26 protein-coding genes are annotated in these 22,384 nt (G+C 62.3%); 9 read left to right on the forward strand and 17 right to left on the reverse strand.

Annotated features, from left to right (window positions below; translation table 11 throughout):
• Window positions 1–214 precede the first annotated feature (214 nt).
• The gene (gene ilvD / locus AC1DOG_RS11135; protein WP_113238536.1) at window positions 215–2,053 is read left to right on the forward strand and encodes a dihydroxy-acid dehydratase; all 1,839 of its coding nucleotides are present in this window, start codon (window positions 215–217) and stop codon (window positions 2,051–2,053) included.
• A gap of 42 nt (window positions 2,054–2,095) precedes the next feature.
• On the opposite strand, the gene AC1DOG_RS11140 is transcribed toward ilvD, so the two are convergent.
• Entirely contained in the window at window positions 2,096–2,449 is a 354-nt protein-coding gene (locus tag AC1DOG_RS11140; protein WP_047509929.1) for a periplasmic protein, read from the reverse strand.
• A gap of 18 nt (window positions 2,450–2,467) precedes the next feature.
• On the reverse strand, window positions 2,468–2,848 hold the full coding sequence (locus AC1DOG_RS11145; protein WP_477927992.1) for a YkvA family protein: 381 nt from the start codon (window positions 2,846–2,848) through the stop codon (window positions 2,468–2,470).
• A gap of 139 nt (window positions 2,849–2,987) precedes the next feature.
• Here AC1DOG_RS11145 and AC1DOG_RS11150 point away from each other — a divergent pair, with 139 nt between their 5' ends.
• Both AC1DOG_RS11150 and AC1DOG_RS11155 read left to right on the forward strand, forming a co-directional pair.
• Window positions 2,988–4,406, forward strand: coding sequence for a DegQ family serine endoprotease (locus AC1DOG_RS11150; protein WP_113199652.1), 1,419 nt, complete (start codon window positions 2,988–2,990; stop codon window positions 4,404–4,406).
• The gene (locus tag AC1DOG_RS11155) at window positions 4,403–5,719 is read left to right on the forward strand and encodes a replication-associated recombination protein A (RefSeq protein WP_477927994.1); all 1,317 of its coding nucleotides are present in this window, start codon (window positions 4,403–4,405) and stop codon (window positions 5,717–5,719) included. The genes AC1DOG_RS11150 and AC1DOG_RS11155 overlap by 4 nt, the downstream gene beginning before the upstream one ends.
• Here the strand turns inward: AC1DOG_RS11155 and AC1DOG_RS11160 are convergent, their stop codons facing one another.
• From AC1DOG_RS11160 to AC1DOG_RS11175, 4 genes are all read right to left on the reverse strand, one after another.
• Window positions 5,720–6,028 carry a DUF1883 domain-containing protein gene (locus tag AC1DOG_RS11160; RefSeq protein WP_477927996.1) on the reverse strand — a complete coding sequence of 103 codons (309 nt, stop codon included), beginning with the start codon at window positions 6,026–6,028 and terminating at the stop codon, window positions 5,720–5,722.
• A gap of 115 nt (window positions 6,029–6,143) precedes the next feature.
• Window positions 6,144–6,404, reverse strand: a complete 261-nt coding sequence (locus AC1DOG_RS11165) for a hypothetical protein (RefSeq protein ID WP_477927998.1) — start codon at window positions 6,402–6,404, stop codon at window positions 6,144–6,146.
• Between the two features lie 51 nt (window positions 6,405–6,455).
• Window positions 6,456–7,361 (reverse strand): 4-hydroxy-tetrahydrodipicolinate synthase, encoded by a 906-nt coding sequence (dapA, locus tag AC1DOG_RS11170; RefSeq protein ID WP_477928000.1) that lies wholly within the window; start codon window positions 7,359–7,361, stop codon window positions 6,456–6,458.
• A gap of 7 nt (window positions 7,362–7,368) precedes the next feature.
• Window positions 7,369–7,524 carry a hypothetical protein gene (locus tag AC1DOG_RS11175; RefSeq protein ID WP_477928002.1) on the reverse strand — a complete coding sequence of 52 codons (156 nt, stop codon included), beginning with the start codon at window positions 7,522–7,524 and terminating at the stop codon, window positions 7,369–7,371.
• A 329-nt stretch (window positions 7,525–7,853) separates the two neighbouring features.
• Between AC1DOG_RS11175 and AC1DOG_RS11180 the strand changes: the two genes are divergently transcribed.
• Entirely contained in the window at window positions 7,854–8,273 is a 420-nt protein-coding gene (locus AC1DOG_RS11180; RefSeq protein WP_477928004.1) for a DoxX family protein, read from the forward strand.
• Here the strand turns inward: AC1DOG_RS11180 and AC1DOG_RS11185 are convergent.
• The 6 genes from AC1DOG_RS11185 to rplM form a co-directional block, all read right to left on the reverse strand.
• Entirely contained in the window at window positions 8,262–9,053 is a 792-nt protein-coding gene (locus tag AC1DOG_RS11185) for a sulfite exporter TauE/SafE family protein (protein WP_477928006.1), read from the reverse strand. The two genes, AC1DOG_RS11180 and AC1DOG_RS11185, sit on opposite strands and share 12 nt — an antisense overlap.
• Window positions 9,054–9,069: 16 nt before the next feature.
• Window positions 9,070–10,002, reverse strand: a complete 933-nt coding sequence (gene argC / locus AC1DOG_RS11190) for an N-acetyl-gamma-glutamyl-phosphate reductase (protein ID WP_477928008.1) — start codon at window positions 10,000–10,002, stop codon at window positions 9,070–9,072.
• 63 nt (window positions 10,003–10,065) lie between these two features.
• Window positions 10,066–11,025, reverse strand: coding sequence for an agmatinase (gene speB, locus AC1DOG_RS11195; protein WP_477928010.1), 960 nt, complete (start codon window positions 11,023–11,025; stop codon window positions 10,066–10,068).
• Window positions 11,015–11,395, reverse strand: coding sequence for an antibiotic biosynthesis monooxygenase family protein (locus AC1DOG_RS11200; RefSeq protein ID WP_477928169.1), 381 nt, complete (start codon window positions 11,393–11,395; stop codon window positions 11,015–11,017). Before AC1DOG_RS11200 ends, speB begins: the two co-directional genes overlap by 11 nt.
• A 178-nt stretch (window positions 11,396–11,573) precedes the next feature.
• Entirely contained in the window at window positions 11,574–12,041 is a 468-nt protein-coding gene (gene rpsI / locus AC1DOG_RS11205; protein WP_037177440.1) for a 30S ribosomal protein S9, read from the reverse strand.
• Window positions 12,042–12,043: 2 nt separating this feature from the next.
• Window positions 12,044–12,508 (reverse strand): 50S ribosomal protein L13, encoded by a 465-nt coding sequence (gene rplM, locus AC1DOG_RS11210; protein WP_018900238.1) that lies wholly within the window; start codon window positions 12,506–12,508, stop codon window positions 12,044–12,046.
• A 340-nt stretch (window positions 12,509–12,848) separates the two neighbouring features.
• Between rplM and AC1DOG_RS11215 the strand changes: the two genes are divergently transcribed.
• Window positions 12,849–13,679 carry an enoyl-CoA hydratase gene (locus AC1DOG_RS11215; RefSeq protein WP_477928013.1) on the forward strand — a complete coding sequence of 277 codons (831 nt, stop codon included), beginning with the start codon at window positions 12,849–12,851 and terminating at the stop codon, window positions 13,677–13,679.
• 22 nt (window positions 13,680–13,701) lie between these two features.
• On the opposite strand, the gene AC1DOG_RS11220 is transcribed toward AC1DOG_RS11215, so the two are convergent.
• Window positions 13,702–14,538 (reverse strand): DMT family transporter, encoded by an 837-nt coding sequence (locus tag AC1DOG_RS11220; protein ID WP_047509956.1) that lies wholly within the window; start codon window positions 14,536–14,538, stop codon window positions 13,702–13,704.
• 402 nt (window positions 14,539–14,940) lie between these two features.
• The gene (locus tag AC1DOG_RS11225; RefSeq protein ID WP_477928015.1) at window positions 14,941–15,291 is read right to left on the reverse strand and encodes a hypothetical protein; all 351 of its coding nucleotides are present in this window, start codon (window positions 15,289–15,291) and stop codon (window positions 14,941–14,943) included.
• A 63-nt stretch (window positions 15,292–15,354) separates the two neighbouring features.
• On the opposite strand from AC1DOG_RS11225, the gene AC1DOG_RS11230 reads away from it, so the two are divergent.
• The 3 genes from AC1DOG_RS11230 to AC1DOG_RS11240 all read left to right on the forward strand — a co-directional run bounded on the left by AC1DOG_RS11230 (window position 15,355) and on the right by AC1DOG_RS11240 (window position 17,556).
• Complete coding sequence (locus AC1DOG_RS11230; protein WP_477928017.1) at window positions 15,355–15,795, forward strand: CoA-binding protein; 441 nt, start codon at window positions 15,355–15,357, stop codon at window positions 15,793–15,795.
• Between the two features lie 126 nt (window positions 15,796–15,921).
• Window positions 15,922–17,205 carry an O-acetylhomoserine aminocarboxypropyltransferase gene (locus AC1DOG_RS11235; RefSeq protein ID WP_289727213.1) on the forward strand — a complete coding sequence of 428 codons (1,284 nt, stop codon included), beginning with the start codon at window positions 15,922–15,924 and terminating at the stop codon, window positions 17,203–17,205.
• 6 nt (window positions 17,206–17,211) lie between these two features.
• A complete protein-coding gene (locus AC1DOG_RS11240) occupies window positions 17,212–17,556 on the forward strand; it encodes a cupin domain-containing protein (RefSeq protein WP_477928020.1) in 345 nt (114 codons plus the stop codon).
• A gap of 39 nt (window positions 17,557–17,595) precedes the next feature.
• Here AC1DOG_RS11240 and AC1DOG_RS11245 read toward each other — a convergent pair whose 3' ends face one another.
• Window positions 17,596–18,075, reverse strand: coding sequence for a MarR family winged helix-turn-helix transcriptional regulator (locus AC1DOG_RS11245; RefSeq protein WP_477928022.1), 480 nt, complete (start codon window positions 18,073–18,075; stop codon window positions 17,596–17,598).
• A gap of 185 nt (window positions 18,076–18,260) precedes the next feature.
• Between AC1DOG_RS11245 and AC1DOG_RS11250 the strand changes: the two genes are divergently transcribed.
• A complete protein-coding gene (locus AC1DOG_RS11250; protein WP_477928024.1) occupies window positions 18,261–19,067 on the forward strand; it encodes an SDR family NAD(P)-dependent oxidoreductase in 807 nt (268 codons plus the stop codon).
• Here the strand turns inward: AC1DOG_RS11250 and AC1DOG_RS11255 are convergent.
• Both AC1DOG_RS11255 and AC1DOG_RS11260 read right to left on the reverse strand, forming a co-directional pair.
• Window positions 19,064–20,431 (reverse strand): sigma-54-dependent transcriptional regulator, encoded by a 1,368-nt coding sequence (locus AC1DOG_RS11255; RefSeq protein WP_477928026.1) that lies wholly within the window; start codon window positions 20,429–20,431, stop codon window positions 19,064–19,066. The genes AC1DOG_RS11250 and AC1DOG_RS11255 overlap by 4 nt on opposite strands.
• A complete protein-coding gene (locus tag AC1DOG_RS11260) occupies window positions 20,428–22,290 on the reverse strand; it encodes a sensor histidine kinase (RefSeq protein WP_477928028.1) in 1,863 nt (620 codons plus the stop codon). Before AC1DOG_RS11260 ends, AC1DOG_RS11255 begins: the two co-directional genes overlap by 4 nt.
• Window positions 22,291–22,384 lie beyond the last annotated feature (94 nt).

A 22,384-nucleotide genomic window follows, 5' to 3' on the forward strand; every position in this document is an offset into this window, starting at 1 on the left:
ATCATAGGTTCTGCCTGTAACAAACCACGTCCTGCCCACGTATATGGTCGATGGGCGCCTGAGGCGTACCGAGGAGTACCGCTTTTGCCTTTCCCGGTAGTGACAGCATATACTCTTTGGATTAGGACAATTCCAAAAAGCAGCGATGTCAGGAGCGTGTCGTTAAGATCCGCCCGGTATCGCCCAAGACTTCCGATGTTGTGAGGAAACACCAATGCCAGCTTATCGTTCGAGAACCACGACCCACGGCCGCAACATGGCGGGCGCACGCGGCCTTTGGCGCGCCACGGGCATGAAGGATTCGGATTTCGGCAAGCCGATTATCGCGGTGGTCAACTCCTTCACTCAGTTCGTGCCGGGCCACGTCCACCTCAAGGACCTCGGCCAGCTCGTCGCGCGCGAAATCGAAGCGGCCGGCGGTGTCGCCAAGGAGTTCAACACGATCGCCGTCGACGACGGTATCGCGATGGGCCATGACGGCATGCTCTATTCGCTGCCTTCGCGCGAACTGATCGCCGACAGCGTCGAATACATGGTCAACGCCCACTGCGCTGACGCCATGGTCTGCATCTCCAACTGCGACAAGATCACCCCCGGCATGCTGATGGCCTCGCTGCGCCTCAACATCCCGACGGTCTTCGTCTCCGGCGGCCCGATGGAAGCCGGCAAGGTGGTGCTGAACGGCAAGAAGGTCGCGCTCGACCTCGTCGATGCCATGGTCGCAGCCGCCGACGACAAGATCAGCGATGAAGACGTCGCTGTCATCGAGCGCTCCGCTTGCCCGACCTGCGGCTCCTGCTCCGGYATGTTCACGGCAAACTCGATGAACTGTCTGACGGAAGCCCTGGGCCTGTCATTACCCGGCAACGGCTCCACGCTCGCCACCCACTCCGATCGCAAGGAGCTCTTCCTTGAAGCCGGTCGCCGCGTCGTCGAACTCGCCCGCCGTTATTACGAACAGGACGATCTGACCGCCCTGCCGCGCACCATCGCCAGCAAGGGCGCGTTCGAGAACGCCATGGCGCTCGATATCGCCATGGGCGGCTCGACCAATACCGTTCTGCACATTCTCGCGGCGGCCCATGAAGGCGAGATCGATTTCACGATGGACGATATCGATCGCCTGTCGCGTCGCGTTCCCTGCCTGTCGAAGGTCGCGCCCGCCAAGGCCGACGTTCACATGGAAGACGTTCACCGCGCCGGCGGCATCATGGCTATCCTCGGTGAACTCGACCGCGCCGGCCTGCTGAATGTCGATCTTCCGACGGTCCACGCACCGACCATGCGCGAAGCGCTCGCGCAGTGGGATGTCGCCGTCACCGACAACAAGGCCGCCTTCGATCTCTTCAGCGCGGCTCCCGGCGGTGTTCCGACGCAGGTCGCCTTCAGCCAGAGCTCGCGTTGGGAAGAACTCGACCTCGACCGCGAAACCGGTGTCATCCGCGATGCCCAGCATCCCTTCTCCAAGGATGGCGGTCTGGCAGTCCTGAAGGGCAACCTCGCGCTCGATGGCTGCATCGTGAAGACCGCTGGCGTCGATGAATCGATCCTGAAGTTCTCCGGCCCGGCCAAGGTCTATGAGAGCCAGGATGCGGCCGTAAAGGCGATCCTGTCCAACGAAGTCGTCGCCGGCGATGTTGTGGTCATCCGCTACGAAGGCCCGAAGGGCGGCCCGGGCATGCAGGAAATGCTCTATCCGACGAGCTACCTGAAGTCGAAGGGCCTCGGAAAGGCTTGCGCACTGATCACCGACGGCCGCTTCTCCGGCGGCACCTCGGGTCTGTCGATCGGCCATGCCTCTCCGGAAGCGGCCAATGGCGGCACCATCGGCCTCGTGCGCGAAGGCGACATGATCGACATCGACATCCCGAACCGCACGATCAGCCTGCGCGTGGATGACAAGGAACTGGCAACCCGCCGTGCCGAACAGGACGCCAAGGGCTGGCAGCCGGCCGAAAAGCGCAAGCGTAACGTCACGACCGCGCTGAAGGCCTACGCCGCCTTCGCTACCAGCGCCGATCGTGGCGCCGTTCGCGATCTCGGCGATCGCTGAACCCGCTGATTAAGAGTCAGCTGCTCTAATGAACCGGTCGCCTCAAAGCGGCCGGTTTATGTTTTTGTAGGTTTCTGCCAGCTGCTTCAGCCGCTCGTCATAGGCGGCCTGGATGCAGGCGACGTCGGCGGCGCACTCCTGGCGCTTCTTCAGCCACGCCGTCTGCTCGTCCTGCATCGTGCCGCGCGAGCCCATGGCAAGCAGGCCCGACAACAGGTCGAAGGTCGTCACCATCTTCACGTCGGCATCGTTGAGCGCGCGGTTGTCGCAGATCGCCTTCTCGTCCGGCTTCAGTTCCTTGGCCTCGCAATCGAAGCTTGCCGCGTGACTTATCCCGGCGGATGAAAGCAGCAGGGCGGCGGCGGTGAAGAGGAGGGGCTGGCGATATCGCGTCATGCAGTGGTTCCTGTCTGTCTATCTGGCTCTCAAGAATGCCATGCCGACGAAGATGATGCAGCAAAGCCAGATGGCAAGGATGACGATCAGTCCGGTGCGGCTGGACGGCCGCTCCAGACGCGCTGCGGCGTCGACGCGTAGCTCCGCCATCACATCGGACGGGATGAGCCTGACGGCAAGCATGATGCCGAGCGGCACGATGAGGAGATCGTCGAGATAGCCGAGCACGGGAATGAAATCGGGGATCAGGTCGATCGGCGACAGCGCGTAAGCGGCGACGCCGCCAGCGACCGTTTTCGCATACCAGGGCACGCGTCTGTCGCGCGCGGCAAGCCACAGCGCGACGATGTCACACTTCAGTGATTTCGCCCAGAGTTTGGCCTTTGATATCAGTTGCATGCCTGTCGTTCCTGACTCAGTTTGGCAAGTATGTCGCGCATCGGTTGACCCGCATTGTTCTTCCATGCTTCCGCCCTCTTTCCTTTCTAGCGTCCGGCACTACAACGTTCTCTCAAGACGATTTCAAGAAGGGATTCTTATGCACGACCTGTTGAAGCGCGCCTCTCTGCCGCTGCTTGCTCTGGTGCTTGCACTGCCGATCAATGCTCATGCCCAAACGGCAAATAGCGAGACGGCCAAGACCGTGCCGCAGAGCCAGATGGAGATGCAGCTGTCCTTCGCTCCGCTCGTCAAGCAGACGGCGGGTGCGGTGGTGAACGTTTATGCGGAAAAGACAGTGCGCCGTCAGTCGCCGTTTGCCGGCGATCCCTTCTTCGAGCAGTTCTTCGGCCAGCAGATGCCGAACCGTACGCAGAAGCAGTCCTCGCTCGGCTCCGGCGTCATCGTCGAGGCGAACGGCACGATCGTGACCAACAACCACGTCATCGAGGGCGCCGACGAAATCAAGATCGCGCTCTCGGATGGCCGCGAGTTTCCCTGCAAGGTCATTCTGAAGGACGATCGCCTGGATCTCGCTGTGCTCAAGGTCGACACCAAGGCGACATTCCCGGCGCTTCCGATCGGCAATTCAGACGCCGTTGAAGTCGGCGATCTCGTGCTTGCCATCGGCAATCCGTTCGGTGTCGGCCAGACGGTCACGTCGGGCATCGTCTCGGCACTGGCGCGCAACCAGGTCGTCAAGGACGAGTTCGGCTTCTTCATCCAGACCGACGCCTCGATCAACCCCGGCAATTCCGGCGGCGCGTTGATGAACATGAAGGGCGAGCTGATCGGCATCAACACGGCCATCTTTTCGCGCGGCGGCGGCTCCAACGGTATCGGCTTCGCCATCCCCGCCAATCTCGTGAAAGTCTTCGTCGCTTCCGCCGACGCGGGCGTAAAGACATTCGAGCGTCCCTATGTCGGCGCGACCTTCGATGCGGTGACCTCCGACGTCGCCGATGCGCTCGGCCTCGAAAAGGCGCGCGGCGCCATCGTCGTCAAGGTCACCGAAGGCGGCCCGGCCGCAAAGGCTGGCCTGAAGGCGGGCGAAGTCATCACCGCCGTCGATGGCATCGCGGTGGAGCACCCCGACGCGCTCTATTACCGCCTGACCACGGCCGGTCTCGGCAAGCCTGTCGATCTCGCCATCACCGACAATGGCAAGGAGGAGCACGTAAAGATGACACTCGGCCAGGCGCCCGAGACGACGCCGCGTGACCAGCGCACGATCGGCGGCCGTTCGCCGTTTACGGGCACCGTCGTCGAGAACCTCTCGCCGCGCGTGGCCGATGAGCTGCGCATGGCAAGCGAGAGCACGGGTGTCGTCGTTTCGGAAGTGAAGGATGGCTCCGTTGCCCAGCAGCTCGGTTTCGAGCCGAAGGACATCATCGTCTCCGTCAACAGCGCCGATGTGAAGACCACGAAGGATCTTGCCACGTTGGCTGCGCAGAACCCGAGCTTCTGGCGCGTCGAGATCGAGCGCAATGGCCAGCGCATCCGGCAGTTCTTCCGATGAGCAATGATCTCTTCGCGCCGCGCATTCCGCCGGAGGTCGCCAACAGGCGGCCGCTGGCGGATCGGCTTCGCCCGCAGACCATCGCCGACGTCACCGGTCAGGATCACCTGACCGGCGAGGACGGTGTTCTCAGGCGGATGATCGAAGGCGGCTCGTTGGGATCGATGATTTTCTGGGGGCCACCCGGAACCGGCAAGACCACCGTCGCGCGCCTGCTGTCGGGCGAGGCGGGCCTTGCCTTCGAACAGATTTCGGCGATCTTCTCAGGCGTCGCCGATCTCAAGAAAGTCTTCGAGGCCGCCCGCCTGCGCCGCATGGATGGGCGCCAGACGCTTCTCTTCGTCGACGAGATCCACCGCTTCAACCGTGCCCAGCAGGACAGCTTCCTGCCTGTGATGGAAGACGGCACCGTCATCCTCGTCGGCGCCACCACCGAAAACCCGTCTTTCGAACTCAACGCCGCTCTTCTGTCGCGTGCCCGCGTGTTGACCTTCAAGTCGCATGACGATCAGAGCCTTGCCGAGCTCTTGAACCGCGCCGAGGCGATCGAGGGCAGGGAGCTGCCGCTCACGCCTGAAGCCCGCGTCAGCCTGTTGCGCATGGCCGATGGCGATGGCCGCGCCGTGCTGACGCTCGCCGAGGAAATCTGGCGCGCCGCCCGCCGCGACGAGATCTTCGATACCGAGGGACTGACCAAGATCGTCCAGCGCCGCGCCCCCGTCTACGACAAGGCTCAGGACGGCCACTACAATCTGATCTCGGCCCTGCACAAATCCGTGCGCGGCTCCGATCCCGATGCGGCGCTCTATTATCTCGCGCGCATGTTCGATGCCGGCGAGGATCCGCTCTATCTCGGCCGCCGGCTGGTGCGCATGGCGGTCGAGGATATCGGCCTTGCCGATCCTCAGGCGCTTGTCATCTGCAACGCCGCCAAGGACGCCTACGATTATCTCGGCTCGCCCGAGGGAGAGCTGGCGCTGGCGCAGGCCTGCGTCTATCTCGCCACCGCGCCGAAATCCAACGCCGTCTACACCGCCTTCAAGGCCGCCACCATGGCCGCCAAGCAGAATGGTTCGCTGCTGCCGCCCAAGCACATCCTGAACGCGCCGACCAAGCTGATGAAGGATGAGGGCTACAACGAAGGCTATCGCTACGACCACGACGAGCCGGACGCCTTTTCCGGCCAGGATTACTTCCCGGAAAAGATGGGCCGCCAGACTTTCTACGATCCGCCCGAGCGCGGCTTCGAGCGCGATATCCGCAAGCGGCTTGAATGGTGGTCGAAACTCAGGAAAGAGCGCAATCAGCGCTGATCAAGACGCCCGCTTCTGCCCTGATGGAGCGGTGATGATCTTCACGGATGATTCCGCAAGGCCGTGATGGCCTTCCATGTCGACCACGAGATGCCAGTGGCCGCTGTCGGGGATCGGCACCCGGATCGGAGATTTGCGCGCAACGCCGCCGACATATTTGAAGTCCAGCACTTCGGTGAAACGCTGGTAGTTCGGGGATGTCATCAGCCGAACATTGGCGACCGCGCTCAAGGTTACCTCGATCACCGTCCCGGCGCGCTGTTCCTTGAGATCGTAATGAGTGAAGCGGAAATTCGGCTTGTTCGGCATCGTGTCTGCTCGGCGTGGGGTAGGAGCAGATGATACGAAACGGCGGTTAAGGAAGCGTTCGCCAACGCCTGCGGGAACGCCGTTGCACGCTCCCGCAGAGGTGGATCATGTCTCGTCAGTGCACATGTCCGCTGCCATCGGGCCTATTGAAGGGCAGCAGTGTGCGGATGCGGGTGATCGCGATCTGCGCGGCATCGTGATCGCATTCGTCGTAGGCGAAATGTAACGCGGCGCTCTCGCTGATAAACAGACCGCCGACGCGCCCCTCGCGATCCTGAACCACCCATCCGCCGCCCTTGCTTCGGCCGATGGTGAAGCGCGGCAAAGTGCTGGGCTGGTTGGTCGCGGCGAGGGCACGCGCGTTGGAGGAGGGCATGATCTTTCCTTTCAGGTTGGATGATCGCGGCTGTGATTGGGATTGTCTGGCTTAGACAGCGCGCGCTTGGCGACGGCTATCGGCGAGCCCCGTCAGGGCGGCGAAAACCGCAGCCTTCTCGGCGGCATCGAGGCCGACCATCGGCAAGCGGACGTCAGAGGACGTGCCAAGCAGCACATGCAGTGCGTATTTGAGGGGAGCCGGCGAGCCGTCTTCGGCAAGCGCACGGATGAGCGGCTGCAGACGGTCACGCAGCGCTGCGGCCGCCGCCATGTTGCCCGTCTTCGCTAAGCGATGAAGCGAAGCAAACAGACGCGGCTCGACATTCGCACCCGACGACATCATGCCGTCTCCGCCGCAAGCGAGAGACGAAAGCGCGCTGCCGTCATCGGATGACAGTGAGACAAATCGCCGGCGCAGATGCGGCGCAAGCCGGGTCGCCGCACCGCTCGAGTGGACGACGCCGAGGATGCTTCCGACAGATGCCAGCGCCTCAAGGCTTTCGGGCGCCAGGCTGCTGGCACAGCGCGAGGGGCTGTCGTCGATGATGAAAGGCAGATCGCTCGCCGCCGCCACCTGCTCGAAATGGTGGACGATGCCCTTCTGCCCCGGTTTCGAATAGTAGGGCACGGTGACGAGCGCGGCGTCGGCGCCAAGCTCCCGCGCCTCCAAAGTCAGCGCGATCGTGGTCGATGTGGCATTGGTGCCGGTGGCGGCGATGATGGGCACCCGCCCGGCCGCGACCCTGACGCAAGTGCGAATGATGGCCGCCCGCTCGGTGGGCGACAGTGTCGGCCCTTCGCCGGTGACTGTGCAGACGGCCAATCCGTCGATGCCGGAATTGATCTGCCGCTCCGCCAGCCGCTCGAGCATGGCAAGGTCGAGCCGGTCGTTCCTGAATGGCGTGACCAGTGCCGTGATCACAGTTTCCAATCGTAGTCGCGTGTCCATCCGCATGGCCGTGTCAGAAACTGCCCCAGATGACGTAGATCTCGACGGCGGCCAGCACGATGCCAAAGATGATCAGCAGGTGCGCCGTGCGCTTCTCGCGCATCTGCCGCTTGGGCACGGGTGGTCGTGGCCGGCCGGTTGGAGGGTGGGGAAATAGGAAGTCTCGCATGACGGCTACCTCTGAATTTCGACCAAAGGCTAACGCCGCGCGGCGTATGAAATCCATTCGCGGGTCTTCGACGGGAAATAGAAATCTCATAAAGACGGCGTCGGCTCGTGGCGGATAGCGATCGCTAAATCGAATCCGAAATCATGGACTTGCGGCGCGTTTCGGACTCGACTTGCGAAGCACTTGAATCAGAATGACAAGGCGCGGGAGCAGATTGTGCAAGGGCATGTCGGCAGCGCGTCATGTCATTCGTCCTTGCATCATAAAGCGGCGCAACCGCGCTGCGGAGAGTTCACGTATCAGGCCGCTATCGGCACAGGGAGAGAGATATGGGCAGGACAATTGCAATTCTGATCGCAAGGCTGATCTTCGCCGGCGTGTTCGTCATGGCGCTGAGCTTCAAGTTCATGGATATCACGGCCACAGCCGGCTACATCGCCGCCGCCGGCTTTCCATTCCCGCTCTTTCTCGCCTGGATCGCGGCCTTCTTCGAACTGGGGCTGGCGCTCGCTTTCCTGACCGGCATCTTCTTTTCACCCGCAGCGTTGCTGGCGGCGATCTATGTGATCTTCCTCGCGGTGGCATTCCACGGACCCGGACGCTGGGCTGGCAACCAGGCGGAGTTCGGCTTCTTCATCGACCACTTCACCTTCCTGGCGGGATTGCTGTTCGCGGCCGTCCACGGTCCCGGCGAGGCGCTGGTCGTCAGGACCGGCCAAGCCCGCCGGCCGTCTGCCCTAGCGCAGTAGGCCGTCGAGAGCGGGCATACCGAGGAAGGCAGAGGCGCCGATCAGTCCGTAGCAGATGATCCGGAAGGTGCTCTCCTTGGCGAAGCCGAAAAGCTTGGAGCCGAGAAACAGGCCGATCGTATAGCTCGGCAGGATGACCAGCGTCAGCGCGAAGACGGTGTCAACAAACAGCCCGCCGGCATAATAGCTGGCGACGCTGAAGCAGGTGGAGATCGCGAAATAGATGATGATGTTGGAGCGGACCTTGGTGAACTCCGTCTTTCCGCCCAGCCAGTAGGCAACAACTGGCGGCCCGCCGAGCTGGGCCGCACCGCTGAACAATCCGGCCGCCAGCCCGACCGCTGAGCTCAAATAGGAATGCGGCTCCCCATGATAGCGCCAGCCCGAGACCAATAGCGCAAGCAGCAGTAGCGCGACGACGGTGATCGACCAGCGTAAGAGCAGCGGGTCCATCAGCGTCAGCACGGCGGTCCCGGCGGGCACGCCGAGCATCGCACCGGCAGCCATGGTGAAGACCTCGCGCCGGTTCGCCCGCTTCCACGCGGGCGGGATCATGCCCAGCGTCGCCAAGCCGTCGATGACCAATAGCACCGGCGAGATCAGCTTCGGCCCGATGATGGCGCCGCCGAGCGGAATGAAGATCAGCGCCGCCCCGAAGCCGGAAAAGCCGCGGGCGAGCCCGGCGATGCAGGCGATGGCGATCAGCGTATAAAGCCCATGATCCGGCAGCGCGGCGGAAAGCCACGCACCGATATCGGCCATGCTACCGGAAAATGACATGGAACCTCGGCCTCGCTCAGGAGGCCAGCATCAGGTCCATGTTCTGCACGGCGGCGCCCGAGGCGCCCTTGCCGAGATTGTCGAGCAGGGCGACGAGATTGACCTGCGAACCACCCGGCGTGCCGAAGACGAAGAGCTTCATCGTGTCCTTGCCGGCGAGCTCGACGGCATCGACGCGCGCCATCTTGCTGCTGTCTGCGAGCGGCACGACCGTGACGATATCCTGGCCGGCATAATGCGCGGTCAGCGCCGCGTGAATGCTCTCCAGCGTCGTGCCTGCGGCCAGCATGTCGAGATGCAGCGGAACCTGCACGATCATGCCCTGCGCGAACTTGCCGACTGACGGCGCGAAGATCGGGGCGCGGTCGAGCAGGCCGTGGATCTTCATCTCAGGCACATGCTTGTGCGCTAGCGTCAGACCATAGAGGAAGTGCGGCGCGCTGATCGCGTCGTCACGGCTCTGGTCTTCCATCTGCGCGATCATCTGCTTGCCGCCGCCGGTATAGCCGGAGACAGCGTTGACGGTGACGGGATAGCCGTCCGATAGAATGCCGGCGGCCCGCAGCGGCCGCATCAGGCCGATGGCACCCGTCGGATAGCAACCGGGATTGGCGACGAAGCGTGCCGAACTGATCTTGCCGGCCTGTTCCTTGTCCATCTCTGCGAACCCATAGGCCCACGAGGGATCGACACGGTAGGCGGTCGAGGTGTCGATGACGCGGACATTGTTGTTGGCCGAGACCATCTGCACGGCTTCCTTCGACGCATCGTCGGGCAGGCAGAGGATGGCGATATCGGCGCTGTTGAGCATATCCTCGCGGATCGCGGCAACGCGGCGCTCCGCTTCCGGAATGGACAGAAGCTCGACATCGCGGCGGCCGGCCATGCGCGTGCGGATCTGCAGGCCCGTCGTGCCGTGTTCGCCATCGATGAAGATCTTCGGTGCCATTGTCTTGCTCACACTTTCAATAGGTTAGAAAGAAGTCCGGAATCATTTTGGAAGATGGATGAGTCAGCCGTGTGACGCTGTCGCGCGTCGTTCGGCATGCAGCCCCAGCATATACATCGCGACCGTCGCCCCCGCAATGGCGGTGATGTCGGCATGGTCGTAGGCGGGAGACACCTCGACGACGTCGGCGCCGCGGATATCGAGCTGATGCAAGCGCTGCAGCACCGAGAGGATCTTGGCACTGGACGGGCCACCAGAAACCGGCGTGCCGGTGCCGGGCGCAAAGGCCGGATCCAGGCAGTCGATATCGAAGGTCAGATAGCTGGGCGCACCCTTGGTGTGCGAGATGATCGTCGAGGCGATCTCGGCAGCACTCATCTCCTCGACCTGATGGCCGTAGAGAATGTTGATGCCGAAATCGTCGGGCGCATGCGTGCGGATGCCGATCTGGATCGACCGATCGGGATCGATGATCCCATCGCGGACCGCGCGCGCTACGAAGGAGCCATGGTCGATCCGCTTGCTATCGTCGAACCATGTATCCTGGTGCGCGTCGAACTGCACCAGCGCCAGCGGGCCATGCTTGGCCGCATGCGCCTTGAGGATCGGCCAGGTCACGTAATGGTCGCCGCCCAGCGTCAGCATGAAGGCGCCGGCATCGACGATCGTCTTCGCTTGTCGCTCGATCGCCGCTGGCGTCTCCTGGTGGTTGCCGTAATCCAGCAGGCAATCGCCATAGTCGATCACGGCCATCTCGGCGAAGAGATCGCGATTGAAGGGATATTGCGGATCGTTGTCGAAAATCGCCGAAGCCCGCCGGATCGCCTGCGGCCCGAAGCGCGTACCCGGCCGGTTGGAGGTCGCGGCATCGAAAGGGACACCCCATACGACCACATCGGCGCCGGTCAGATCCTTGGTGAAGCGCCGGCGCATGAAGGACAGGGCACCGGCGAACGTCGGGTCCGTTGCCGCCGAGGTAAGGCTCGTTGCCGTGAAAGCGTGATCGATTGTCTTATTCGCCAAGGTCTTTTTCTCCATCAGGCTCGATTGCGCTAAAACCATAGGCGCGCTGCACCAGGCCGACGCGAATTTCATAGTGTGAATACCAGTCAACGCGGCCACGTCGCTGCGCTTCCATGTGGTCCATCTGCGCCTTCCAGGTGAGGATGCTTGCTTCGTCCTTCCAATAGGAATTGGTAATGCCGAAGCCGTTTGCAGCGCGCACGCTTTCGAAACCCAGATAGCCTGGTTGCTGCTTCGCGAGTTCCACCATGGCGTCACCCGTTTCCCAATAGGCTTCGTTTTGCCCTTCGGTCCGCTGCGAGGAGAAGGTCACCACGTAGTAGGGTGGCTGTGGCGTTTTGGCGAAGGGCGAGGGCTTCTGATCCGACATCGGGTGTTTGTTGGAAACAACGGAAATATCGAGAGGCATGTTCAGATCTCTTTCGCCTGAGGCGATGTCCATCATGCATGAATCATAATTCACGGCACCGGATTGTCAAAGCGCATGCCAAAACGAAAAAAAGGCCGGGTTTGCACCCGACCTTTCCACATTCCGAAATCCGAAGCGATTAACGCTTGGAGAACTGGAACGAACGGCGGGCCTTGGCCTTACCGTACTTCTTACGCTCGACGACGCGGCTGTCGCGGGTCAGGAAGCCACCCTTCTTCAGGACCGAGCGCAGGCCCGGTTCGAAGTAGGTGAGAGCCTTGGAGACGCCGTGACGAACGGCACCGGCCTGGCCGGAAAGACCGCCGCCTGCAACCGTTGCGATGATGTCGAACTGGCCGTCACGGGCAGCAGCGACGATCGGCTGACGCAGAATCATCTGCAGAACCGGACGTGCGAAGTATTCCGTGAATTCCTTGCCGTTGATGACGATCTTGCCGGAGCCCGGCTTGACCCATACACGAGCAACAGCGTTCTTGCGCTTGCCGGTCGCGTAGGAGCGGCCAAGCGAATCGACCTTACGGACGTGTGCCGGAGCCGAAGCTTCGGTAGCCGTGCCGAGATCCTTCAGGGAGGAGAGGTCAGCCATTCTTAGGCGCTCCTTACGTTCTTCTTGTTCAGCGAGGCGACGTCGAGAGCGACAGGCTGCTGAGCTTCATGAGGATGGTTGGAACCAGCGTAAACGCGCAGGTTCTTCATCTGGCGACGACCGAGCGGGCCACGCGGAACCATGCGCTCGACTGCCTTTTCAAGAACGCGCTCCGGGAAGCGGCCTTCCATGATCTGGCGAGCGGTACGCTCCTTGATGCCGCCGGCGAAACCCGTGTGCCAGTAGTAAACCTTGTCGGAATACTTCTTGCCGGTGAATACGACCTTGTCGGCATTGATGACGATGACATTGTCGCCGTCGTCAACGTGAGGAGTGAAGGTAGCCTTGTGCTTGCCGCGCAGACGCATGGCGATAACAGAAGCGAGACGACCAACGACAAGCCCTTCGGCGTCGATGATGACCCACTTCTTCTCTACCTCTGCAGGCTTCTGGGAGAAGGTTGCCATAGTAGTTACTCTCTTTTGATCCCTTGGCCCGAAGGCGAAAGGGCGTTTCTTGTTGCTTGATTTGGGAGCCCTGGGGCGCACCAAAAAGAAAGCAGCCGGAAAGGGCTGCGTTCTGGCGGTGTGTATAGAGGTTGAGGCCGATAGCGTCAATATTGCTGCGGGCTGCAGCCGTAAAAACAAGTCAATGAAATCAATGCGTTATGTGTGTGGTACTTTGATACCTCAATTTTCAACGCTTCGATGTCAGCGCTTTGGCTCCAACGGGATCGCTTCTCCTCGAAAAGGCTGGCCTTTTATGGCAGGACTGATAGCACGAAATCGACATGCAGGGAGTTTCATCATGGCCGAAGTTCTATCGTTCCGCACCGATGCCAGCAAAGCCAGCGGTTCGCTCGTGCGGCGCCAGCTTTCCGATGGCGTGCTGCGGCTGACCCTGAACAATCCTCCCGCCAATCATCTGTCGCTCGCCATGATGGAGACGTTGATGGGCGAGTTGCAGAATGCTGCCGAGGACGACGACGTGCGCATTGTGATCATCGCATCGACCGGCGATGTCTTCTCGGCCGGCCATGATCTCAAGGAGTTGACCGAGCATCGCGCCGACGCGGATGACGGCGAAGCATTCTTCGAGGAGACCTTCGCGCTGGCGGCCGATCTGATGCTGGAGATCACCAAGCTGCCGAAGCCGGTCATCGCCGAGATCGACGGACTTGCGACCGCCGCCGGATGCCAGCTCGTCGCGTCCTGCGATCTCGCGATCTGCACCGATACGGCGACCTTCTGCACGCCGGGCGTCAATATCGGCCTCTTCTGCGCGACGCCAATGGTGGCGCTGACGCGCTCCGCCCATCGCAAGCAGGCGATGGAGATGCTGCTGACCGGCGAAACGATCGACGCCTCGACTGCCAAGGACTTCGGTCTCGTCAACCGCATCGTGCCGAAACAATATCTGCAGCAGGTCGTCACCAAATACGCGTCGGTGATTGCAAGCAAATCGCCCATGGCGCTCCAGATCGGCAAGGAAGCCTTCTATCGCCAGGTCGAAGTGCCGATCGAGGAAGCCTATGGCTATGCCGCCGAAGTCATGGTGGACAGCATGATGACCGAGGATGCGGAAGAGGGGATCGGGGCATTCCTGGAAAACCGGATGCCGGACTGGACGCGGGACTGAACACGGCGGAGCTCGGAACCTACTACGCCAGCTTCAGCAATAGCCCGCCGAGCGCGATGATCGCGCCGGCGAGATAGCGCCAGGGGCTGGCTTTCTCCTTCAGGAATACGACTGAGATGATGAGCGCGAAGAGGATCGAGGTCTCGCGCAGCGCGGCGACGGTGGCGACAGGCGCCTTGGTCATGGCCCAGAGCGCCAGCCCATAGGATGCGATCGATCCGGTGCCGCCGATCAATCCGCGCCACCAGTTCACCTTCACATGCATGGCAACCGCATAGGCGCCGCGCCGTGAAATTGCCCAGCTGAGCAGCAGCACCGGCGGCAACAGCGACATCCACAGCGTATAGGAGATCGCATTGCCGGATATTCGCGCCCCGATGCCGTCGACATAGGTGTAGGTGGCGATGACCACCGCATTGGCAAGCGCCAGACGAATGGCGTGACCGCTGCCGCGCTTGGCCTCGAAGGCGAGCGTCAGGATGCCGGCGCAGATCGTGATCGTGCCGATCAGCGCGCCGCCGGACAGGCTCTCGCCGAGAACAAAGCCGCTCGTTGCCGCGACCAAGAGCGGCGCGCAGCCGCGCATCAGCGGATAGACGAGACCGATATCGCCGGCTCGATAGGCGCCCGCGACCAGCTGGAAATAGGCGAACTGCAAAATCGCCGAGGCGCCGATATAGGGCAGGGCCTCGATAGCGGGAAAGGGCAGGAATGGGAGGAACGGCAGGGCCGCGATCGCTCCACCCGCCGAGATCAGGCTGGCATCGAGCGCCTTGTCCGTCCCGGCCTTAATCAAGGCGTTCCAGGTCGCGTGAAGAAGCGCGCCGAACAGGACCAGCAGGATGACGGTGAGGGACAAAAGAACTACCTGATGGTGTGGCGAAAAGACGGGACAAAGCTTGTTACGCCGTCATCAGGAAAATGCAACAGCGGCCATTGAGATGAAGCTATGCAGTGCCATCTCTGCTTAATCGATTATGCAACCTTCGGACGATCATATCACCAAGCAGCCGTTGCGATACGTACGCCAGAAGTTTCAAACATTTTTTCCTCATTCAACTATGAGGTGTTTCTAAAATGGCCATGAACAGATGGGGACATAAACGGGATATACAGTGAACATTGGTCGTGGTGCGTGCATTAACCCGGATGGGTGATGCAAATAGATCACAAAAAGCCACGCGAGGGCGAGATCGGCCTGTCAAAATTGGTGGGTTTTATGCCCGTCTGATGGGCAGCCGCTCAACCGAAATTTCGGCTCTCAGAGCGAATAGTCAGGAATGAACAGCATCCCGTCCAGGTTGTCGATATTCTGACAGTTCAGAACCCGGCATTTCGGGTTGTCCTTGGTCGGAACAGTGGTCCATTCGGCATATTCGTTGGCGTCGCACATCCGGCTGTTGCGCACATATCTGTCGTAGAGCGTCATGCCGCGAACGCGGGTGGAGGGGTAGCGCAAGATGACCGCTCCCTCGTTATGTATGGCGGCGCGTGCCCGGTCGCAGCTGATCGTCTGCGAATTGTAGCGCGATATCGCGAGCGCCGGCGTGGCGGCGAGCAGCGCGACGGTAAACACAAGCACTTTTCTCACGGCGATCTCCTCCTTCGGCATCCGGCGTACCTATTATATATAGGAAGCGCTCTAGCGCTGTCATTGAGTTGGAGACAAGGAAAGATGGATCACGATCACGATCACGATCACTATAGCGACGAGTACATCCTCGATATCCTCCGGTCGGTAAAGACGATAGCGCTAACCGGCGCGTCGCCCAATCCCGCAAGGCCGAGCAATGGCGTCATGGGCTATCTTCTGTCGCGCGGCTATGAGGTCGTGCCCGTCAATCCCGGCCAGGTCGGCAAGCGCATCCAGGGGCAGGAGGTCTTCGGCCACCTCGCTGACGTGCCCGTGCCGGTCGACATGATCGATGTCTTCCGGGCCTCCAACTATCTGGCGGAGGTGGTGGACGAGGCGCTGGCGATGAACCCGCGACCCAAGGTGATCTGGGCGCAGCTCGGCGTGCGCGACGATGCCGCTGCCGCCAAGGCCGAGGCGGCCGGCATCAAGGTTGTCATGGACCGCTGCCCGGCAATCGAGTACCCACGCCTCATCGGCTGAGAAGGGCAAATTTTTCGCCAAACGCGTCTCGGTTGAAACGGATGGCGATTAACTTTTGCCGATCGTCCGCTATGCTCCGCCCAGCGAAGTTAAAGCAGCAAAGTCAAATCAGAACGGGAGGACTTCATGACCGCGAATGATCCGGGTTTCAATACGTTGGCCGTGCATGCGGGCGCAAAGCCCGATCCGGCGACCGGCGCCCGCGCCACGCCGATCTACCAGACGACGGCTTACGTCTTCAACGATGCCGATCATGCCGCGGCACTCTTCGGCCTGCAGGAATTCGGCAATATCTACACCCGCATCATGAACCCCACCCAGGCTGTGCTCGAGGAGCGTGTCGCAGCCCTTGAGGGCGGCACGGCAGCGCTCGCCGTCGCCTCCGGCCATGCCGCGCAGGTGATCGTCTTCCACACGCTGCTGCGCCCAGGCGAAAACTTCGTTGCAGCCAAGCGGCTCTATGGCGGCTCCATCAACCAGTTCGGCCATGCCTTCGATAATTTCGGCTGGCAGGTGCGCTGGGGTGATTCGGCCGATCCGGCGAGCTTCGAAAGCCAGATCGACGAGAACACCCGGGCGATCTTCATCGAAAGCCTCGCCAATCCCGGCGGCACCTTCGTCGATATCGCCGCGATCGCCGATGTCGCCCATAAGCACGGCCTGCCGCTGATCGTCGACAACACCATGGCGAGCCCTTATCTCATCCGCCCGATCGAACACGGCGCCGATATCGTCGTGCATTCGCTGACCAAGTTCCTCGGCGGCCACGGCAATTCCATGGGCGGCATCATCGTCGATGGCGGCACCTTCGACTGGTCGAAGTCGGGCAACTACCCGATGCTCTCAAGCCCGCGGCCGGAATATAACGGCGTGGTCCTGCATTCGACCTTCGGCAACTTCGCCTTCGCCATCGCCTGCCGCGTGCTCGGCCTGCGCGACCTCGGCCCGGCCATCTCACCCTTCAATGCGTTCCTGATCCTGACCGGCATCGAGACGCTGCCGCTTCGCATGCAGCGCCATAGCGAAAATGCCGCGACGGTGGCCAAGTGGCTGAAGGCGCACAGCAAGATCGCCTGGGTCAACTACGCCGGCCTTGAGGACGATCCGAACCACGCGCTGCAGCAGCGCTATTCGCCAAAGGGGGCGGGCTCCGTCTTCACCTTCGGCGTCAAGGGCGGCTACGAGGCCGGCAAGTCGCTGGTCGAAGGCCTGCAGCTCTTCTCTCACCTCGCGAATATCGGCGACACCCGCTCGCTGGTCATCCACCCGGCCTCGACGACCCACCGCCAGCTGACCGACGAGCAGAAGACCGCCGCCGGCGCCGGCCCGGATGTCGTTCGCCTCTCGATCGGTATCGAGGACGTCAAGGACATCATCGCCGATCTCGAGCAGTCGCTGGCGAAGGTGTGAGGCGGAATGTCAAAGCAGCTCAAGCTCGATATCGCGGGCGTCGAACCTGAGGTCGGCGCCCCGGCGGAGGATCGGTTGATCTCTGGCGATCCGCAGTTCCGGACATGGAACCTAGAGGAGGCCGATGGTGGTCTCTATGCGGGCATCTGGGAGGCGACGCCTGGCAAGTGGCGCATCGTCTATGACGAGTGGGAGTATTTCAACGTACTGTCAGGCCACTCGGTCGTCACCGAAGACGAGGGTGAGCCCGTTCACCTGCGCGCCGGCGACCGGATGATCCTGAGACCTGGCTTCAAGGGAACGTGGGAAGTCATTGAAACGACTCGCAAGGACTACGTCATCAGGCTCTGATGGCGCTGTCCCCGCACAGGGACATCCTTGCTGCGCCCTTCAGTCCTGATCCTCTCGGGCGCCGGAAAAGGCCGCGGCAAAGCCGGGCGATGCGATGAGATCCATGGTCCGCCGCAGGCTTTCGGAGGCGTCCTTTCCGAAAGCCGCATCGAAACGTGCCTGTGCCTCGCGCCACAGGCCGTTCGTATCGCTCCACAATTGATTGCCCTTCTCGGTCAGCCGCACGCGCTTGACGCGGCGGTCATGCTCGTCGGCAACCAGTTCCACGAGACCATCGCGCTGCAGCGGCTTCAGCGTGTGGCCGAGCGCCGAGAGATCCATCACCATCGCCTCGGCAAGCAGCTTCAGCGGCGTCTCTTTGCCGAGCTTGATCTGCGTCAGCAGCGTGTATTGCGTGATCTTCAAGCCGCTCGGCGCCAGCACGTCTTCATAAAGCTGGCCCAATTGCCGTGATGCGCGCTTGAGCGCGCTGTTGCTGCAATAATTCCATGCCCCGTCAGGGGCGTTGCTCTCTGCCATCGCATGTTCTCCATCGGTGATGTCTTCCGATTGGTGGCGATCCGTCAACCGCTAAACGACACATCTTTTTCAGCGCCTCTTGCGCACGCCGATCCGTCGCCTAAATATAGTGGCATATACCAGTAAATTTCAACGCGCCCCGTGAGATCGAGCAGGGTGAGTTCAAACAAGGAAGGAATGCCGCAATGTCCACCGCTTCTCTCGGAACCGCACTCGTCACCGGCGCCTCGTCCGGCATCGGTGCTACTTATGCCGATCGCCTTGCCAAGCGCGGCTACGATCTTGTTCTCGTCGCCCGCGATGCCGCGCGCCTGCAAGCGCTGGGCGACCGGTTGACTGGTGAGACGGGCGTGAAGGTCAGCGTCCTTCCGGCCGACCTTACCGATCGCGCCGACGTCAGGATCGTCGAGGAGCGCCTGCGCGAGGACGCGGATATCAGCCTGCTCGTCAACAATGCCGGCATCGGCCCCAAGGGTACTCTGGTGGAGGATGACATCGATTATCTTGAGACGATGATCGAGCTGAACGTGGTTGCCGCCAACCGGCTGGCCGTCGCCGCCGCGCAGGCCTTCGCCGAGCGGGGCAGGGGCGCGATTATCAACATCGCATCGGTGGTTGCCTATATTCCGGAGCGTTTCAACGGCACCTATAGCGCCACCAAGGCTTTCGTCCTCAATCTAACCCAGGCCATCCATTCGGAAGTCGCGGAGAAGGGCGTCAAGGTTCAGGCGGTCATGCCCGGCCTGACCCGCACGGAAATCTTCGAGCGCGTCGGCCGCTCCTTCGACCAGATGCCGCCCTCGATGGTCATGGACGTGAACGACATGGTGGACGCGGCCCTTGCGGGCTTCGATCAGGGCGAGCTGGTCACCATCCCGTCCTTGCCCGATAGCGCCGATCTCGATGCCGCAACGGCAGCACGATTTGCGCTCGGTCCCAACCTCTCGCACAACAAGCCCGCCGCCCGCTATGGTGTGGCAAGCGCGGGCTAGCTTCGCTCGTCGCTCGGCGCGAAGTCGGCGCGCACGATGCCGTGACGCTGCAGCTTGTCGTAGAAGGTCTTTCGCGGAATGCCGAGTTCCGCGATCGTCCTGCGCACATCGCCGTCATTAGCGTCGAGCACGTCGCGGATGATGCTCGCCTCGTAGCGGTCCAGCCGATCGGGCAGGGGCAGGCCCTCGCCGAGATCGGCGGGCTTCGGCTCTGACACGCTGCCGCCGAACTGCTCGACCCCAAGCACGAAGCGTTCGGCGAAATGCGAGAGTTCACGCACGTTGCCGGGCCAGTCGTGGTCCTGCAGATGCCGGTGGATGGCGGAAGACGCAACCGGCATGTCGCGCTTGAAGCGCGTCGCCGCCCGCTCGGCGAAATAGCCGAAGAGCAGCGGAATGTCGTCGCGACGTTCCCTGAGCGGCGGGATCGAGATCGTCACCACGTTCAGTCGGTAATAAAGATCCTCGCGAAAATCACCGCGCTGCCGGGGATCGCCGAGATCGACCTTGGCGGCCGCGACCACACGCAGGTCGACCGGCCGCACCTCGTTGGTCCCGAGCGGCGTCACCTCTCGCATTTCAAGCACGCGCAGCATCTGCACCTGCGTCGACGGCGCCATGCTCTCGATCTCGTCGAGGAACAGCGTGCCGCCGCTGGCATGTTCGATACGCCCGACACGCTTCTTCTGTGCGCCGGTAAAGGCGCCGGGCTCGTGGCCGAACAGCTCGCTCTCGATCACGGTCTCCGGCAGTGCGCCGCAGTTGAGCGCCACGAAATTCCCGGCCTTGCGCCGCCCCCATTGGTGCAGCAGGCTGGCCACGACTTCCTTGCCGCTGCCGGTCTCGCCTGTCACCAGCACGTCGACATCGGTATCGGCGATCTGCCTGAGCGTATGGCGCAGCCGCTCCATTGCCGGCGTCTGGCCGATCAGCGGCAGGTCGTCGCGCACCTGCTCGCTTGCCTTGCGCAGTGCTCGGTTTTCCAGCACCAGACGCCGCTTCTCCACCGCCCGGCGCACGCTCTGCACCAGCCGGTCGGCGGGGAAGGGCTTGCTGATGAAATCATACACGCCCTGCTGGATCGCCTTCACCGCCATCGGAATATCGCCATGCCCGGTGACCAGGATGACGGGAAGATCCTCGTCCTGCCGCTTAACGCGGTCGAACAGTTGCAGGCCGTCCATTTGCGGCATGCGGATATCGGAGACGATAATCCCCGGAAAATCCGGCGTCAGCGCCGCCAGCGCATCGACCGCCGACGAAAAGGCGGAAACGGAAAAGCCCGCCAGTTCCAGCGTCTGCTTGGTGGCGCGCAGAAGGTCCTTGTCGTCGTCGACGAGGAAGATGGATGCGGCGTCTGTCATGGCTTTGCTCTCACGAGATGCACGATGAAGCTTGTTCCCTGGTCGCTGCTGGAGACCTCGATGCGTCCGCCGTAATCGGCGACGATATCCTTCGAGATCACCAGACCAAGGCCGAGACCCTTTTCCTTGGAGGTGTTGAAGGGCGTAAACAGCGAGGCGAGGATGGCGGCGGGTATTCCAGGGCCGTTGTCGGCGACGATCACTTCGACGTCGTCATCCGTTGCGACCGCCGAGATCTCCACCCGCGCGTCGCTACGCCCCTCCAGCGCTTCCAGCGCGTTTTGAAACAGGTTGATCAGGATCTGCTCAAGCCGCACGCGATTGCCGAGAACCTGCAATCCTGCTGGCGGCAGCTTGATGCTGAGCGCCTGCAATTGTCCGGCAAAGCGGCTTTTGAGCAGCACCACGGCGCCCTCGATCACATCCCGCAGCTCCACCGGCTCCGGCGCCGTCCGCCCCTTGCGCGCGAAGGCCTTCAGCTCCTCGGTGATCGAACCGATCCGCTCGGTGAGATCAGCGATGGCGCCGAGGTTCTCCTTCACGGGCTCGGCCTGTTCGCGATCGAGGAAGACGCGCGCATTATCAGCATAGGCGCGGATGGTCGCGACCGGCTGGTTGATCTCATGCGCGACGCCAGCCGCGACCTGGCCGAGAATGGCAAGCCGGTTTGCCTGGACCAGCTCCTGCTGCACGACCTGCAGCCGGGATTCGGTGTTCCTGTGGTCGGCGATCTCTTCCTGCAGACGGTCGCGCGCGCGGCTCAGATCCTCAGTGCGGGCGACGACCCGCCGCTCGAGCTCCTCGCGCATCGAGAGTTCGACCGCGATGCGCATCGCCGCACTTTGCCTGCGCCGGAGCAGGAATGCCGCGACCGCGAGGATGGGCACCAGCACAGCGAGCGACAGCAAACGCATCTCCCGCACAGAGGAGGCGACGGCGGCCTCCGTCGGCACCAGATATTCCAGTCGCCAGGGCGTTGTCGGCACGGCGGCATAGAGGCGCAGATATTCCGCGGCACTGCTGCCGGGAAGGATCGCGGAAACCAGTGATGTCCTGGGGTCGATGATATCGGGCCTGACGATCGGCAGCGGCGTCAGCGGCGCATCGCCGAATTGCAGGCTCTCGCGGATGGCTGAGAGCTCCTGCTGCGGCACCGGCACCGCCGTCATGAAGCGCCAGGATGGGATGCTGGTGATCAGCACGACGCCGTGCTCGTCGGTCACGTAGACCGGCCGGCGCGTATCGCGCCAGTCGGTCTCGAGCTGGTCGAATTCGAGCTTCACCACCACGACCCCGAGCGGTGCGTCGGCGCTGCCGACCCGGCGCGAGATGTAGAGCCCCGGGCGCTTGCTGACGCTGCCGAGCGCGAAATGCTCCGCCGTTCCCTGCTGCATCGCCCGCTTGAAATAGTCGCGGAACGTATAGTCGTTGCCGACGAAGCTGATCGGCTCGCGCCAGTTGCTGGACGCGATGGCGAGACCGTCGGTGCCGATCACATAAAGGACCGCTGCCTGCGTGCCCGTCACCAGCCGCTCCAGCTTGCGGTTCAATATGTCGATATCGGTGACGCTGGTGGAGGAGAGAGCATTTAAGACCTGCTGGTCCTCGGCGAGCAGCAATGGCAGCGCGCGGGGACGCTCCAGCACGGCCGTCAGTAGCGCCACCTTCAGGCTGGCATCGGTCTGGCTCTGGGTCGCGAGCGCGTTGATCGACGAACTACGCCCGTAAAGTGCCGCACCGATCAGCGCGGCGACAAGCAAGGCGGCGGAGAGGGTGACGAACAGGATCCAGCCGCGTCGCGTCCTGCGATCGACGTCGTCGATGGTCTCAAATCCCGGAATAATCGGCGTATCTGGCATGACGTTTAATGTGCGGATTTCCGCACATTCGTCAAATGAAATTGTGCGACAATTCGCGCAATGGCGCTACGGCTACGTTTCGGCCCGGAAGAAA

The organism is Rhizobium sp. 01N48 (assembly GCF_056399145.1).